This window comes from Thauera humireducens (genome assembly GCF_001051995.2).
Lineage (GTDB): Bacteria > Pseudomonadota > Gammaproteobacteria > Burkholderiales > Rhodocyclaceae > Thauera > Thauera humireducens.
Genome location: NZ_CP014646.1, coordinates 2,787,747 through 2,802,062, shown reverse-complemented (window position 1 = coordinate 2,802,062; position 14,316 = coordinate 2,787,747). Strand labels below are relative to the sequence as shown.

Genomic DNA, 14,316 nt, shown 5'->3' with positions numbered 1-14,316 from the left:
CTGGAATTATCGCACCTGCAGCGAGAGATATAAACTGCACAAAACTAGGGGTGCGCAAATCGCCAAAACCGCGCCGGTTCTGGCCCGCCGTCTCCGGCGCTATCATGTGCGTCCTTGCGCGCCGCACGTGGGCTTCAGGCCCGGGCGAGTGCGCCCATGATGGCTTTCCCCGCTTCAGGCTCCAATGACACCCCTTCAGGCAACACCCCCCTCCAGCCTGCGCATCTACTTCCGCCTGCTCAGCTACGTGCGCCCGTACGTGGGCACGTTCGCGGTCAGCATCCTCGGCTTCATGATCTTCGCCTCGTCCCAGCCGATGCTGGCCGGGGTGATGAAGTACTTCGTCGATGGCCTGGGGGGGGCGACGGAGGGTCTGCAGCTCGGCGTGCCGTTCCTTGACGGCGTTGACCTCGTCAAGGCCGTGCCGGTGATGATCGTGCTGATCGCGATCTGGCAGGGGGTGGGGTCTTACCTGGGCAATTACTTCATGAGCAAGGTGTCGCTCGGACTGGTGCATGACCTGCGCCTGGCCTTGTTCGACAGCATGCTGCGGCTGCCCAACCATTACTTCGACCGGCACAACTCGGGGCACCTGATCTCGCGCATCACCTTCAACGTGACGATGGTGACCGCGGCGGCGACCGATGCGATCAAGATCGTGATCCGCGAAGGGCTCAGCGTCGTCTTCCTGTTCGGCTACCTGATCTGGATGAACTGGAAGCTGACGCTGGTGATGGTGGCGGTGCTGCCGGTGATCAGCGTGCTGGTGTCGCGGGCGTCGCGCAAGTTTCGCAAGCAGGCGAAGAAGATCCAGCGTGCGATGGGCGACGTGACCCATGTGGTGTCAGAGACCATCCAGGGCTACCGGGTGGTCCGCAGCTTCGGCGGGGAGGACTACGAGTCCCGCCGTTTCCGCGAGGCGAGCGAGAACAACACGCGCAAGCAGTTGCGCATGGGCAAGACCAACGCGACCTACACGCCGATTCTGCAGGTCGTCATCTATTCGGCGATGTCGGTGGTGCTGTTCCTGGTGCTGCTGCTGCGCGGCGACGCGAGCGCGGGCGACCTGGTCGCCTACATCACCGCGGCTGCGATGCTGCCCAAGCCGATCCGCCAGTTGTCGGAGGTGAGTTCCAAGATCCAGCGGGGTGTGGCAGGGGCGGAGAGCATCTTCGAGCAACTCGACGAGCCCTCGGAGCTTGACCAGGGCACGGTCGTGCGTGAGCGGGTCGAGGGCCGCATCGAGGTGCGCGGGCTGTCGTTCCGCTATCCGGGAACGGAGCGCGAGGTGCTGCACGAGCTTTCATTCGACGTGCAGCCCGGACAGATGGTGGCGCTGGTGGGGCGCTCGGGCAGCGGCAAGTCCACGCTCGCCAGCCTGTTCACCCGCTTCTACGACCACGACTGCGGCGAGATATGTATCGACGGTGTGGACGTGCGCGACTACACCTTGCGCAACCTGCGCCGCCACGTGGCGCTGGTGTCGCAACAGGTGACGCTGTTCAACGATACGGTCGCCAACAACATCGCCTACGGCGACCTGGCCGACGCGCCGCGCGAGGCGATCGAGGCGGCGGTGGAGGCCGCCGCGGCGAAGGAGTTCATCGACCGGCTGCCGAATGGGCTGGATACCGAGATCGGCGAGAACGGCGTGATGCTCTCCGGCGGCCAGCGGCAACGGCTGGCAATTGCGCGTGCGCTATTGAAGAACGCGCCGATCCTGATCCTCGACGAAGCGACCTCGGCGCTGGATACCGAGTCCGAGCGCCTGATCCAGGCGGCGATCGAGCGCCTGATGGTCGGGCGGACCACGATCGTGATCGCGCACCGGCTGTCGACGATCGAAAAGGCGGACCAGATCCTGGTGATGGAGAACGGCCGCATCGTCGAGCGCGGCACGCATGCCGAGCTGTCTGTTCGCGGCGGCCCTTATGCGCGGCTGCAGGCCGTAGGGGGCGAGGAGTAGGGCAACTGAGGACCAGCCGAGCCGGCGCGATCGACCTGCCTACCGACTGCCTGCTGCGCTGAAGCTGCTGTCCGGCCGCCTGATCGGTGCCTGCTTGGGCGTGTTCTTCATGTGCAGGCGCCACCACAGGCCGATGAGGTTGTCGCCCCAGGACACGGCCTTGCGTGGCAGGGTCAGCGGGTCGTCGTCGGTCGTCGCGGGCGCGCGCACGCAGGTGGTTGCGCACTGGTAGCCGGCTTCGGCCACGGCTTCGACCGCACGCATGTCGTGGCTGCCGTAGGGGTAGCAGAAATGCGCGACCGCGGCGCCGAGCACGTCTTCCAGTTCGCGCTTGGAGCGGGTGACTTCCTCGCGGATGCGGTTCGTGTCCTGTTCGGCCAGCTTGACGTGGGTGGCCGAGTGCGAGCCGAAGTCGATGCCTTCGCGATGCAGCTGGCGCACGCGTTCGGCGCTCATCAGCGGCGGGGTGTCGCGGCCGTCCTTGGCGAACCAACTCGAGGGTTGGCCGAGCAGGCCCGAGATCAGGTACACCATCGCCGGGAAACCGTGCTGTTTCAGCACCGGGAAGGCGTACTCGTAGAAGTTCTCGTAGCCGTCGTCGAAGGTCAGCGCTACCGCCTTGGGCGGGACGGGCGCCTCGCCGCGCAGGCAGGCCAACACCTGGTCCATCGATAGCACGGTGTAGCCGAAGCGCGCCAGAAAGGCCATCTGGCGGGCGAAGCGGCGATGGTCGCAGTAGGTCGAGCGGTGCGCCTTCATTGGTGCGAACTCGCCGACCTGGTGGTACATGAGGATGTTGATGCCGGTGTCCATGTCAGGCCTCCCGCCGGGCCGCCCCAAGGGAGGCCTGCGCCCCCTCGGGGGGCAGCGAACGAAGTGAGCGTGGGGGTCGTGCCACTTCAGCGATTGTCGAGCAATTGGGCGTAGAGCGCACGGTATTGTGCGATCACCGCGGTCTCGGAGAAGTCGCGCTCGATGCGGGCGAGGCCGTTCGCCACCATCTGTCGTTGCAGGCCGGGGTTGCGGATGACGTGTTCGATGCCGGCCGCAAGCGCCGCACCATCGTCGCACGGGACGACCCAGGCGTCTTCGCCAGGCCGGGTGATCTCGCGCGCGCCACGGAAGGCGCTGGCGACCAGCGGCTTGCCATAGGCCCAGGCTTCGAGGATGACGTTGCCCAGGGTCTCGGCGTCGCGCGAGGGGAACACCACCATGTCGGCGACGTGGAACCAGGGCGCCGGATCATGCTGCCAGCCCGCCCACAGGATGCGGTCGGCCACGCCCGCCTGGCGCGCCTGTTCGGCAAGGGGCGCCGCCAGGTCGCCGTCGCCCAGGACCACCAGCCGCAGGCGCTGGCCGTCGATCTCGGCGGGCAGGCTGCTGAGCGCGTCGACCAGGTAGCGGTGTCCCTTGACGTCGATCAGCCGCCCGGCGGTCACCATGATCCAGTCTTCTGGCAGCACGCCGATGCGCTGGCGCAGGGCATGCAGTTCGTCCGCGGCCACCGCACGGGCCGGATCGGCGAAATTGGTGATGTGAAACACGCGCTCGGCGGGCAGGCCACCCTGGATCATCCAGTCGCACAGGCCCTTGGTGTTGCCGATCCAGGCATGGGCGTGGCGGAAGGGGGCGAGCTTGTAGTAGCCGCCAAGGCGGGACACATGCACCTTGCCGCGGCCGCGCTTGAGATGGGTGAGGCGGGTGGCGCGACCCATGTAGGTCTGCACGATGGGCGCGTCGCTGCGGGCGATGAGCCGCGACACGGCATGGCGCGAAAACGGATCCCAGACGGTGCGGAACGGCAGCTCGTGATGAGGAATGCCGGCGAGGTGATGCTGGGCGAGTTCGGACCCGCGTCGCACCACAGCCTCGACGTCCTCGCCCTGGCGCAGCATGGCGGCGAGAAAGCGCGTGAACCAGCGCTCGGCGCCGCCCATGTGCGTGCTGCCGATCATGTGCAGCGATTTCATCGGTGTTCCTCCAGGACCTTGCGGTAGATCGCGAGGTTGCCGTCGCACATCGCCTCGGTCGAGAACTCGCGCAGTACCAGGGCGCGGCCAGCCTCGCCCATGCAGGCGCGCAAGGTTGCATCGCCGAGCAGGCGGTTCATGGCCGCGGCCAGGGCCGGGACGTCGCCCGGCGGGATCAGGAGGCCGTTCTCGCCATCGCGCACGGCCTCGGGCATGCCACCGGCCCGGCTCGCGATGATCGGCACCCGCGCTGCCGAGGCCTGCAGCAGCGACACGCCCAGGCCTTCCATGTCGGCCGGGTGCGCCAGCAGGTCGAGGCAGCCGAGGATGTCGGGCAGGTTGTCGACGAAGCCCATCAGGCGGACCGTGCCGGCGAGGCCCTGGTCCACGATGGCCTGGCGCAATTCCGCCTCGAGCGGGCCGCGTCCGAAGACCAGCACCTGCAGGTGGGGGTGGTGAGGCAGGACGTCCTTCAGCGCCGCGAGCAGGTGGCGATGGCCCTTGCGCGCGATCAGCTGCGCGACGATGCCGACGAGCAGGGTATCGGCGGGCAGCCCGAGTTGCGCCCGGTAGCCGGCCCTGTCGTAGTCGATCAGGTAGGGTGCCGGGTCGACCGCGCTGCGCACGCAGGACACCCGGTCGGGTGCGAGACCCTCAGCCAGCAGCACGTCGCGGATCCCGTCCGAGATGGTGATCACGTGATCGTACAGCCGGTATTTCGCCGCCACCACCCAGCGTGCCTCGGGGTTGTCCACACGGCGCGACAGCACGCAGGGCACGCCGGCCAGCCGCGCCGCCAGCCCGCCCCAAAGGTCTGCGCCGCGGCGGCTGTGGATGTGCACGAGGTCGGGGCGCTCGGTGGCGATCAGGCGGCGCAGGCGGAAGGCAAGGCCGATGTCGACGTCGCCCTTCATCGGCATCTCGAACACGCGGGCATGGGCACCCGCGGCGCTTGCGATGTGGGCGCCGGTCGGGCAGGCGAGCAGGTTCTCCACGCCGCGCCGGGCCAGGCCCTCGACAATGTAGAGCACCTGCTTGGCGCCGCCGTAGAGGTGGCGGCCGGCTTCGACGTGCAGCACCTTCATGATGCGTGTTCCACGCTGAGCACGGCGCGAGCCTCGTCCATGACCCGGTCGGCGGTGATCTCGCGCAGGCAGGTGAAGGCGCCGTCGCAGGTCGGGCGGCGGCGGCAGGGCGAACAGGGCAGCCCGAGCCAGATCACGCGGCCGTTGCTGCGGCCGGTGTCGAGGTAGGGGCGGGTGGAGCCGAACAGCGCAACGGTGGGGGTGGCGAAGGCCGTGCCCATGTGGGTGAGTCCGGTGTCTACGCCGACCAGCAGGCCGGCATGGCGGATCAGCGCGGCCGCCTCGGGCAGGCGGGTGGCGCCGGCGAGCGAGATCACCCCGGGCGTGTTTCCGGCGATGCGCGCCGCGGCCTCGCGGTCCGCCGGACCGCCGAGGATGACGGGCGTGAGCCCCAGTTCGTCACGCACCTTTGGCGCCAGCGCCTGCCAGGCGTCCTCGAACCAGTGCTTCTGCGGTCGCGTGGTGAAGGGGGCAAACACGGCGAACCGCTTCGGCGCCAGGCCGTGTGCCGCCATCAGCGCCTGCGCCTTGGCCTCGGTATCGTCGCCGACACACAGCCGCGGCAAGAACTCGCCGGCATCAAGGCCCAGCTGTTCGGCCAGATAGCGGTACTCGGAGCCGATACGGCGCGCGATGCCGCCCTTGGGCACGCGCTCGGTCATCAGCCATTGGCTGCCTTCGCGCGAGCCGAGCCCGATGCGGCGCGGGGCGCCTGAAAGCCAGGTCAGCAGGCCGCTCTTCAGCAGGCTCTGCATGTCGATGGCGGTGTCGAAGCGCTTTGCCCGCAACAGGGCGCGGAACGCGCGGATGCGTCGGAACAGCTCTCCGTACCGGCGGTTATGCCAGAGCTGCTTCCACTCGCCTTTCGGCCACAGGATCAGCTCGTCGATGCAGGGATCGGCCGCGAGTAGCTCGTGAATGCCCGGCTCGACCAGCCACGCCACATGCGCCTGCGGCCACGTGCGCTTGACCGCCGCAGCGAAGGGCGATGCGAAGACGACGTCGCCGATGGCGGAGGTGCGGACGATGAGGAGGCGGTTCATGGCAGGGCTTGGCTCAGGGCGTTTCGACATGGAAGATGAGGATGCCTTCCGGCGCGCGCGAACTTCTGAACTCCTTGGCTGGATCTGTCGCGAATAGGGCACGCGCCTCGTCCATGTCGTGGTCCTTGATGCGCAGCACCACATAGTAGGGTGGCGAAGTGGCCGCCAAGTGGTCACGTACCTTGTCGAGCCTGTCGAGCTTGGGGCCGTGGGGGCGTTCAGCATAGTAGTCAATGATGAAATCGTTGGTGATGACCAACGTATCGGCCGGGACGCTGTGCTTTATCCACTGCCCGGCGTCGCGGATGTACGCCTTGTAGTCGGGGCGTGCGCCGATGTTGACCAGGGCGCCGATAACCAGTCCAGTGAATACGACAAGCCACGCCCACCGATAGCCGCGTCGATTGCGCTTGCTTGCTTCGAACAAGCGGGTCGACACCCAGACTGTGATCGTCATCAGCAGACATGACGCAAGCAGCGCGTAACGCCCGACTATGATCAAGCGAGCCGCGAGAAACGTAATGACAATGAGGGTGACGATGCCGATCAGCGCATAGATCAACCGATGCCCGTTCTGGCGAGGTAGGCCGAATTGGTACGCGCCAAAGAGCGTGATCAACCCAATGAATGCGCCAAGATTCTTGAATGCCATCCACGTGGCCACGGTGACGATGCCGCTGGCCAGCATATGTGGAGCAAAGTCGTCGCTGTACTTGTTTAGCGCTGATGAGAACTGTTGTGCGACGTCGTTGAACGCGCCAAATACGGTGCTCGGATTTGAATAGACGAGCAGATCCCTGAACTTGCCCAGCTGGACTTCGCCCAAGGCGAGCAGGGCGATGCCGAGGAGCAGGGCAGGTAACGACCACGAACTTGCAAGAAACGTCCGCCACATTCGCGCGCGCCATGGTCTGGCTTGAAAAATCAGAGCGAGCGGAGCGAGTACAAGGAGGGCCGCACCTTCGACGCGGAACAGGGTGGCTGCGAACATCCCGCCTTGCCAAAGCAGCGCATCCTTGATCTGTCCAACGTCGTCCTGCCAGAAGCGCAGCAGGTGAGTGAATGCGAACATTGCGAAGGCGAGGTAGCCCCAGTCCCGGTAAATCTCCAGGCTGTGCGCCAGCGGCGGAAAGGTCAGGAACACCAGCGCAGCGATCCATGGTCTCGCGCTGACGGGATCGAGCTGCCTACACAGGCGGATAAAGGAGTCCAGTAGCAGGACCATCAAGCCCGCATTGACCAAATGGGCAGCGGCTTCGAGCGAAAGACCACTCATGCCCGAAAGAAGTGCAATGAGGATGGAATAGGCTGGCCAGTTGTACACCTCCATGGCGGCGCTCAGGCCATCATCGAGGAACGCTTGAGCTGACCGGACATAGATGATGCCGTCACGGTTGATGATCTCGCCCATGCTCGCTGCGAGCATCATCGACAGCAACAGCGCGACTGCTCCGAGAAGCCGGGTGCCGGTTAGGCTGGTCGACCACGCGCGGATGCTTGCAGGCGATAGGCGAGCAAAGATCGAGCGGTGGCTGGGGCCGATTGAGTTGGTCATGAAGCGGCGTTTGACGCGGTATTGTCAGTCGGACGGGCTTTGTGGGTGATCGGGGCAGCAAAACGTCAGCAACCGTCTTGCGCGCGTGCCCCAGTCATACTCCGCCGCGGTTTCCCGGCCCTTCATTGCCATCGCCACCGCGTGGCCTGGGGCGCCTTGGGCACGGCGGACAGCCTCAACCCACGCCACGGGATCGTCAGCCGGGACCAGCAGGCCGTTTTCGCCGTGCCGGACGACCTCTCTGATCGGTGGCAGGTCGGAGGCGATGACGAGTCGCCCGGCGGCCATGGCCTCGAAGAGCTTGATCGGGCTGATCGTTGCCGCGTGGCGCAGGTCCGTCTGATAGGGCATCAGCGCAATGGCGCCCCGTGCGAGTGCGGACGGGACGGCGGCGTGGGGGATGGCGGGCTCGAGCGCGAGGTTCTCCGCGCTGCATTTCACCGTGCCGTCCTGCGGGCCGATGAGGACGAGGGGGAATCCAGCCGATGCGATTCGTTCGAACAGGGGCAGGCCGCGGTCGGCGCTGATCCGACCAACGTACATGAGCCTGGGATGGGCGAAATCGTCGGCGGAGGGCAACGGTACCCGGGAAAAGGCCTCCAGATCCACGCCGCTGGGCAGGACCGCAATGCGCGAGGGATCGAAACCCACATCGGCCAGCGCGTCGCGGCCGGCGGCGGTGATCACGGTCAGCCCCCTGAGCAGGCCCTTTGCCTGCGCGGCGAGGAGCGGTGCGATCAGGCCTTCGGCCGAGAGGCTGGCCGTGTCGTGGACTTCCAGGAAGTGCGCAATCCCGGCGCGGGCCAGCAGCAGCGAGAAATCGGGCACGCGGGTGTAGACCGCGTCGGCGCGGCGCAGGGCCCCGCGCTGCAGCAGCGCCAGCGGCCAGCCCTTCCAGCGGCTGTGCAGCATCCAGGTGGGGTGGATGTCGATCGGGTGGCGAATGCCCATGCCAGCCAGAAAGTCTGCCATGTCGAACCCTCGCGGCACCGGCGGGACATACAGGCGCACCTTGGCTCCGGCCACGCCGAGGGCCTCGACGGTATGCAGGGTCTGGATCAGGTTGGCCCGCGGCCGCTGTGGGCGACCTCGGGCAAGGTAGATGATCTGTGGCGGCATCACGCCCACGGGCAGGGACAAAGAAGCGGGATTATAGCCGCACGCCTGAGAGGCCCGAGGCGGCATGAACTGAGCGCGGAGGGTTCCGGTATACTTTCGCCCTTCGTCTGGAGCCCGTGGATGCGCCTAACTATTTTCATGCCCTCGTTCGGTGATGGCGGCGTCGAGCGCATGCTGGTGAATCTCGCGGGTGGCCTCGCGGATCTGGGCGTGGAGGTCGATTTCGTCACGCGGTCGCGGCACGAGCCCTATCTGGATCAACTCGACCGGCGCGTCCGCCTGGTCGAGTCGGGGCGCTCGGGCGTGTTCGAGATCCAGCCTTTCATGCGCCGCTACCTCAAGCAGTTCCGTCCCGATTTCGTGCTGTGCGGCAAGGACAAGGCGGGGCGGACCGCGGTGCTGGCCCGGCGTCTGTCGGGCGTGCCGTTCAAGCTCGTGATGCGGCCGGGCACGACGGTGTCCGAGCGCCTTGCCCAGCGCAATGTACTCAAGCGCTGGCGCGCCTACCGCTTGATCCGCGGCGCATACGGCGCAGCGGCAGCGGTGGTTGGCAATTCAGAGGGCGTCGTACGCGACATTGCCGCCATTGCACACCTGCCGGCTGAACGCACGCACCTGATCCGGAATCCGGTCGTCACGCCGGCCCTGCGGCAACATGCGGCCGAGGCGCTCGACCATCCCTGGTTTGCCCCCGGGCAACCGCCGGTGGTGATCGCCGTCGGTGGGTTGCGCACGCAGAAGGGCTTTGACACCTTGTTGTCCGCGTTTGCCCGCGTCCGCGCCGGGCGTCCGTGTCGCCTGATGATCCTTGGCGAGGGCCGATTGCGCCGCGAGTTGTGCGAGCAGGCGGCGCGGCTCGGTGTTGCGGAGGACTTCGCTTTGCCGGGCTTCGATGCGAATCCCTACCGCTATCTTGCCCGTGCCGGTCTGTTCGTCCTTTCCTCGCGCTGGGAGGGGTCGCCGAATGCGCTGACCGAGGCGCTGGCGATCGGCGTGCCGGTAGTGGCGACGGATTGCCCGAGCGGACCGCGCGAGATTCTGCGCGGCGGCGAGGTGGCGCCGCTGGTGCCGGTCGATGATGTCGATGCCCTGGCCGCGGCGATGGCGGCGACGCTGGACCATCCCGGCGACGTCGAGCGGCGCAGCGAAGCCGTGCGCGAATACACCGTAGAGACCTGCGCCCGGCGATACCACGAGTTGTTCCAGCGCCTGCTGGCCGGCGGGGAGGCGCGCGCGTGAGCACCGATCTCGCCATCTTCGCGGCCACCTCCGGCCACAGCGGCGTCGATCGCGTGCTGCGCAATCTGGTGCCGGCGATTGCACGCCTGGGCCTGCGGGTCGACGTGCTCGGCGTGGACGGACATGGACCCAGGTTCGATGCGCTGCCCGACGGCGTCCGTTACCTGCCGCTGGGCGTGAGTCACGTGAACACGGCGATTCCGGGTGTGGTCCGCTACCTGCGCCGCGAGCGGCCACAGGCGATGCTGTCGGACAAGGACCGCGTAAACCGCGCGGCCTTGTTCGCGCGCTGGATGGCGCATGTGCCCACGCGGGTCGGGGTGCGCCTCGGCACGACGGTGTCGGTCAATCTGGCGAGCCGCGGCGCCTTCGAGCGTTGGCTGCAGCGCACGTCGATGCGCTGGATGTATCCGGCGGCCGAAGCCGTGCTGGTGCCTTCGCGCGGGGTGGCCGACGATCTCGCGGCCTATACGGGCCTTGCGCGCGATCACATCCGCGTCGTCCCGAGCCCGATCATCACCCCGGCGATGACCGCCAGGGCGGCCGAGGCGGTCGAGCATCCGTGGCTGGGCGCCGGCGAGCCGCCGCTGATCCTCGGGGTCGGCGAACTTTCCGAGCGCAAGGATTTCGCCACCCTGTTGCGTGCCTTCGCCCGCGTGCGTGCGCAGCGCCCCTGCCGCCTGCTCATTCTCGGTGAAGGCCGCCGCCGCGGAGAGCTGGAGAAGCTGGCGGTCGAACTGGGCGTCTCGGCCGACGTGGCGCTGCCCGGCTTCTGCCCCAACCCCTATGCGTGGATGTCGCGTGCGGCCGTGTTCGCGCTGACCTCGCGCTGGGAGGGGATGCCCGTGGTGCTGATCGAGGCGCTGGCGCTGGGGGTGCCGAGCGTGGCGTGCGACTGCCCGAGCGGGCCGCGCGAGGTACTGGAGGGGGGCCGTCATGGTCCGCTGGTGCCGGTGGGCGCTGTCGATGCCTTGGCGGCGGGCCTGCTGCGGCAGCTCGACGCGCCGACCTCCGCCGCGGCGTCGCGCGCCGCGGTGCAGGGGTACACGGACGAATCCAGCGCCCGCGCCTACCTTGCCGCGCTTGGCTTCAGGGAGTTCCAATGAGTCGTCTGGCGGTGTTCATCTCGTTCTCTGGCGAGGGTGGCGTCGAGCGCATGGTGCTGAACCTGATCGAAGGGTTCGCCGCGCGCGGCGTGCAGGTCGACCTGCTCGCGATCCGTGCCGACAGCGCGCATCTCGGCACGCTGCCGCCCGGGGTACGCCTAATTGACCTCGGTGTGCGCCATAGCGGGCTGGCGGTGTGGCCGCTGGCGCGCTACCTGCGCGAGAACCGGCCCGATGCGCTGCTCGCTGCCAAGGACAGGGCGATCCGGGCCGCGGTGATGGCGCGCCGCCTTGCCGGCAGCACGGTGCGCATCGTCGGCCGGCTCGGCACGAACCTGTCGGCTGCACTCGAGGGGCGTTCGGGCATTGCCCGCTGGCTGAGGGTGGCGCCGATGCGGCTGCTCTACACCTCGGTCGATCGTGTGGTGTGCGTGTCGGACGGCGTGCTCGAGGACACGGTGCGCCTGACCGGCCTGCCGCGCGAGCGCCTGCAGGTGATCCGCAATCCGGTGGTGACGCCGCGGCTGGCCGAGCAGGCGGCGCAGGTGGTCGACCACCCGTGGTTCGGCGACCGCGCGCAACCCTTGATCCTCGGCGCGGGCCGGCTCACCGAGCAGAAGGACTTCCCGACCCTGGTGCGCGCCTTCGCCCGCCTGCGGCGTCAGCGCCCGGCGCGCCTCGTGATCCTCGGCGAGGGCCGCCACCGGGGCCGGCTGGAAGCGCTCGCCGCGGAACTTGGTGTGGCCGGGGACGTGGCCCTGCCGGGCTTCACGCCCAACCCGTATGCGTGGATGGCGCGCGCCGATCTGTTCGTGCTGAGTTCGGCGTGGGAGGGATCGCCCAACGTGCTGACCGAGGCGCTGGCGCTGGGTACGCCGAGCGTGGCGACCGACTGCCCGAGCGGCCCGTGCGAGGTGCTGGCCGGCGGTCGTTTTGGCCCCCTGGTGGCCGTGGGCGACGCCGATGCATTGGGGGACGCGATGGCGCGTACCCTCGATGCGCCCTTGCCGGCCGATGCGTTGAAAGGCTCCGTGGCGGCCTACAACCGCGATGCGTCGGCGGCCGCCTATCTCGAGGCCCTCGGCCTGGTGTGAATGCTCGGCCCGCGGGTTGCGGGTTGTGGAGATGCCTGAATGCTCTTGTCGCTGAAGTACAACTTCCTGTTCGTCCACATTGCCAAGACCGGCGGCACCTCGGTGCGCGATTCCCTGCGTCCGCTGCGGCTGCGCGATCCGTGGTACCCGGTGCAGTTCCTGTGCTCGCGCCTGTCGGCGCTGTCCGGTCATCGCCTCGGCATCAAGTTTCCGCGTCACTCGAAGATCATCGCCGCCAAGGAGATGCTGCCGGCCGAGACCTTCGACACGCTGTTCAAGTTCGTCTTCGTGCGCAACCCGTGGGACCTGCAGGTCAGCTCCTTCCATCACATCCGGCGCGAGCGGCCGCACCTGATGAGCCATATCGAGACCTTCGACCAGTTCATGCGCTGGAAGCTCGATCCGGAGCGACCCTACCAGTTCCACGTCGATACCAGCATCGAACTGCAGAGCGATTACGTCATCGACCTGCACGGCAAGGTGCTGGTCGACTTCATGGGGCGCTACGAGAACCTGGCTGCGGACTTCGACGAGGCCTGTCGTCGCATCGGCGTGAAGCCGCCGGCGCTGCTGCACAAGCGCCAGGCCACCGACCGCAAGAAGGACTACCGCAGCTATTACACGGACGAACTGGCCGAGATGGTGGCGCGCCATTTCGAGCCGGACATCCGCATCTTCGGCTACCGTTTCGATCCCGAATGAGCCCCTTGCCGGACATCGGCGGGTAACATCGCCGGGTCATGAATCCAACCGTTTTCTTCTTCCTACGTCGCCCATCATGAAACTCACCATCTTCGGTACCGGCTATGTCGGCCTCGTCACCGGCGCCTGCCTCGCGGAAGTGGGGCACAGCGTCGTCTGCATCGACATCGATCAGCGCAAGATCGACAACCTCAACCGCGGCGTGCTGCCGATCTGGGAGCCCGGCCTCGAGGCGATCGTCGAACGCAACGTCGCCGAGGGTCGCCTGCGCTTCACGACCGACACCGCGCTGGCGGTGAAGCATGCCGAGATCCAGTTCATCGCCGTCGGTACGCCGCCGGACGAGGACGGCTCGGCCGATCTGCAGTACGTGCTGTCGGTGGCCGAGAGCATCGCGCGCAACATGGACGGCTACCGCGTCATCATCAACAAGTCGACGGTGCCGGTGGGCACGGCGGACAAGGTGCGCGCCCGCGTCGAGCAGGTGCTGGCCGAGCGCAAGGTGGAGGTGCCGTTCGATGTCGTCTCCAACCCGGAATTCCTCAAGGAAGGGGCGGCCGTCGGCGACTTCCTGAAGCCGGACCGCATCGTCATCGGCACCGTCTCGCCGCGCGCGCGCGAACTGATGCGCGAACTGTACGAGCCCTTCAACCGCAACCACGAGCGCACGATGTTCATGGACGTGCGTAGCGCCGAACTGACGAAGTACGCTGCCAACGCGATGCTGGCGACCAAGATCAGCTTCATGAACGAACTGGCCAACATGGCCGAGATCCTGGGCGCGGACATCGAGGAGGTGCGCAAGGGCATCGGCGCCGATCCGCGTATCGGCTACCACTTCATCTACCCCGGTTGCGGCTACGGCGGGAGCTGTTTCCCGAAGGACGTGCAGGCGCTCGAGCGTACTGCGCAGCAGATCGGCTACGAGGCCTCGCTGCTCAAGGCGGTGGAGGCGGTCAACAACCGGCAGAAGCAGGTGCTGTTCGCCAAGCTGGCGAAGCATTTCGGCGGGCCGCAGGCGCTGCGTGGCAAGACGATCGCGGTGTGGGGGCTGTCCTTCAAGCCCAACACGGATGACATGCGCGAGGCGCCGAGCCGCGCGCTGCTCGAGGCCTTGTGGCAGGCGGGCGCGAAGGTGCAGGCCTTCGACCCGGTGGCGATGGAAGAGACGCGCCGCATCTATCCCGAAGGGCCCGCCTTCAGCCTCGCCGCCGACAAGTATTCAGCGCTGGATGGCGCCGACGCGCTGGCGATCTGCACCGAGTGGCAGCAGTTCCGCGCGCCGGATTTCGACGAGATCCAGAACCGCCTGCGCGCCAAGGTCATCGTCGATGGCCGCAACCTCTACCACCCCGAGCGCCTGCGCAGCGAGGGCTGGACCTACTACGGCATCGGCCGCGCCTGAGCGCGCGGCGCTGCGCTGCGCTCCGGTGGCCG

At 67.5% G+C, this 14,316-nt stretch carries 12 protein-coding genes; 6 read left to right on the top strand and 6 right to left on the bottom strand.

Annotated features, from left to right (window positions below):
• The first annotated feature begins 184 nt into the window (after positions 1 to 184).
• Positions 185 to 1,966 carry a lipid A export permease/ATP-binding protein MsbA gene (gene msbA, locus AC731_RS13150; protein ID WP_048706734.1) on the top strand — a complete coding sequence of 594 codons (1,782 nt, stop codon included), beginning with the start codon at positions 185 to 187 and terminating at the stop codon, positions 1,964 to 1,966.
• 39 nt (positions 1,967 to 2,005) lie between these two features.
• Here the strand turns inward: msbA and AC731_RS13145 are convergent, their stop codons facing one another.
• From AC731_RS13145 to AC731_RS13120, 6 genes are all read right to left on the bottom strand, one after another.
• Positions 2,006 to 2,779 (bottom strand): polysaccharide deacetylase family protein, encoded by a 774-nt coding sequence (locus AC731_RS13145; protein ID WP_048706733.1) that lies wholly within the window; start codon positions 2,777 to 2,779, stop codon positions 2,006 to 2,008.
• 86 nt (positions 2,780 to 2,865) lie between these two features.
• The gene (locus AC731_RS13140; protein ID WP_048706731.1) at positions 2,866 to 3,936 is read right to left on the bottom strand and encodes a glycosyltransferase; all 1,071 of its coding nucleotides are present in this window, start codon (positions 3,934 to 3,936) and stop codon (positions 2,866 to 2,868) included.
• On the bottom strand, positions 3,933 to 5,021 hold the full coding sequence (locus AC731_RS13135; RefSeq protein ID WP_048706728.1) for a glycosyltransferase: 1,089 nt from the start codon (positions 5,019 to 5,021) through the stop codon (positions 3,933 to 3,935). Before AC731_RS13135 ends, AC731_RS13140 begins: the two co-directional genes overlap by 4 nt.
• Positions 5,018 to 6,064 (bottom strand): glycosyltransferase family 9 protein, encoded by a 1,047-nt coding sequence (locus AC731_RS13130; RefSeq protein WP_156480713.1) that lies wholly within the window; start codon positions 6,062 to 6,064, stop codon positions 5,018 to 5,020. The genes AC731_RS13135 and AC731_RS13130 overlap by 4 nt, the downstream gene beginning before the upstream one ends.
• Positions 6,065 to 6,077: 13 nt before the next feature.
• Positions 6,078 to 7,619, bottom strand: coding sequence for a hypothetical protein (locus AC731_RS13125; RefSeq protein ID WP_156480712.1), 1,542 nt, complete (start codon positions 7,617 to 7,619; stop codon positions 6,078 to 6,080).
• Between the two features lie 24 nt (positions 7,620 to 7,643).
• Complete coding sequence (locus AC731_RS13120) at positions 7,644 to 8,738, bottom strand: glycosyltransferase (RefSeq protein WP_048710124.1); 1,095 nt, start codon at positions 8,736 to 8,738, stop codon at positions 7,644 to 7,646.
• 120 nt (positions 8,739 to 8,858) lie between these two features.
• Between AC731_RS13120 and AC731_RS13115 the strand changes: the two genes are divergently transcribed.
• The 5 genes from AC731_RS13115 to AC731_RS13095 all read left to right on the top strand — a co-directional run bounded on the left by AC731_RS13115 (position 8,859) and on the right by AC731_RS13095 (position 14,284).
• Positions 8,859 to 9,977, top strand: a complete 1,119-nt coding sequence (locus tag AC731_RS13115) for a glycosyltransferase (RefSeq protein ID WP_048706720.1) — start codon at positions 8,859 to 8,861, stop codon at positions 9,975 to 9,977.
• Positions 9,974 to 11,083 carry a glycosyltransferase gene (locus AC731_RS13110; protein ID WP_048706718.1) on the top strand — a complete coding sequence of 370 codons (1,110 nt, stop codon included), beginning with the start codon at positions 9,974 to 9,976 and terminating at the stop codon, positions 11,081 to 11,083. The genes AC731_RS13115 and AC731_RS13110 overlap by 4 nt, the downstream gene beginning before the upstream one ends.
• The gene (locus AC731_RS13105; RefSeq protein WP_048706713.1) at positions 11,080 to 12,177 is read left to right on the top strand and encodes a glycosyltransferase; all 1,098 of its coding nucleotides are present in this window, start codon (positions 11,080 to 11,082) and stop codon (positions 12,175 to 12,177) included. Before AC731_RS13110 ends, AC731_RS13105 begins: the two co-directional genes overlap by 4 nt.
• A gap of 39 nt (positions 12,178 to 12,216) precedes the next feature.
• Positions 12,217 to 12,879, top strand: coding sequence for a sulfotransferase family 2 domain-containing protein (locus tag AC731_RS13100; protein WP_004263223.1), 663 nt, complete (start codon positions 12,217 to 12,219; stop codon positions 12,877 to 12,879).
• Positions 12,880 to 12,955: 76 nt separating this feature from the next.
• Positions 12,956 to 14,284: a UDP-glucose dehydrogenase family protein gene (locus tag AC731_RS13095; protein ID WP_048706709.1), complete on the top strand. Its 1,329-nt coding sequence runs from the start codon at positions 12,956 to 12,958 to the stop codon at positions 14,282 to 14,284.
• Positions 14,285 to 14,316: the final 32 nt, after the last annotated feature.

What these genes read in the sequence shown, in the direction of transcription:
- msbA (WP_048706734.1), top strand. Translation starts at nt 185, where the DNA reads ATGACACCCCTTCAGGCAACACCCCCCTCCAGCCTGCGCATCTACTTC.
- AC731_RS13145 (WP_048706733.1), bottom strand. Translation starts at nt 2,779, where the DNA reads ATGGACACCGGCATCAACATCCTCATGTACCACCAGGTCGGCGAGTTC.
- AC731_RS13140 (WP_048706731.1), bottom strand. Translation starts at nt 3,936, where the DNA reads ATGAAATCGCTGCACATGATCGGCAGCACGCACATGGGCGGCGCCGAG.
- AC731_RS13135 (WP_048706728.1), bottom strand. Translation starts at nt 5,021, where the DNA reads ATGAAGGTGCTGCACGTCGAAGCCGGCCGCCACCTCTACGGCGGCGCC.
- AC731_RS13130 (WP_156480713.1), bottom strand. Translation starts at nt 6,064, where the DNA reads ATGAACCGCCTCCTCATCGTCCGCACCTCCGCCATCGGCGACGTCGTC.
- AC731_RS13125 (WP_156480712.1), bottom strand. Translation starts at nt 7,619, where the DNA reads ATGACCAACTCAATCGGCCCCAGCCACCGCTCGATCTTTGCTCGCCTA.
- AC731_RS13120 (WP_048710124.1), bottom strand. Translation starts at nt 8,738, where the DNA reads ATGCCGCCACAGATCATCTACCTTGCCCGAGGTCGCCCACAGCGGCCG.
- AC731_RS13115 (WP_048706720.1), top strand. Translation starts at nt 8,859, where the DNA reads ATGCGCCTAACTATTTTCATGCCCTCGTTCGGTGATGGCGGCGTCGAG.
- AC731_RS13105 (WP_048706713.1), top strand. Translation starts at nt 11,080, where the DNA reads ATGAGTCGTCTGGCGGTGTTCATCTCGTTCTCTGGCGAGGGTGGCGTC.
- AC731_RS13100 (WP_004263223.1), top strand. Translation starts at nt 12,217, where the DNA reads ATGCTCTTGTCGCTGAAGTACAACTTCCTGTTCGTCCACATTGCCAAG.
- AC731_RS13095 (WP_048706709.1), top strand. Translation starts at nt 12,956, where the DNA reads ATGAAACTCACCATCTTCGGTACCGGCTATGTCGGCCTCGTCACCGGC.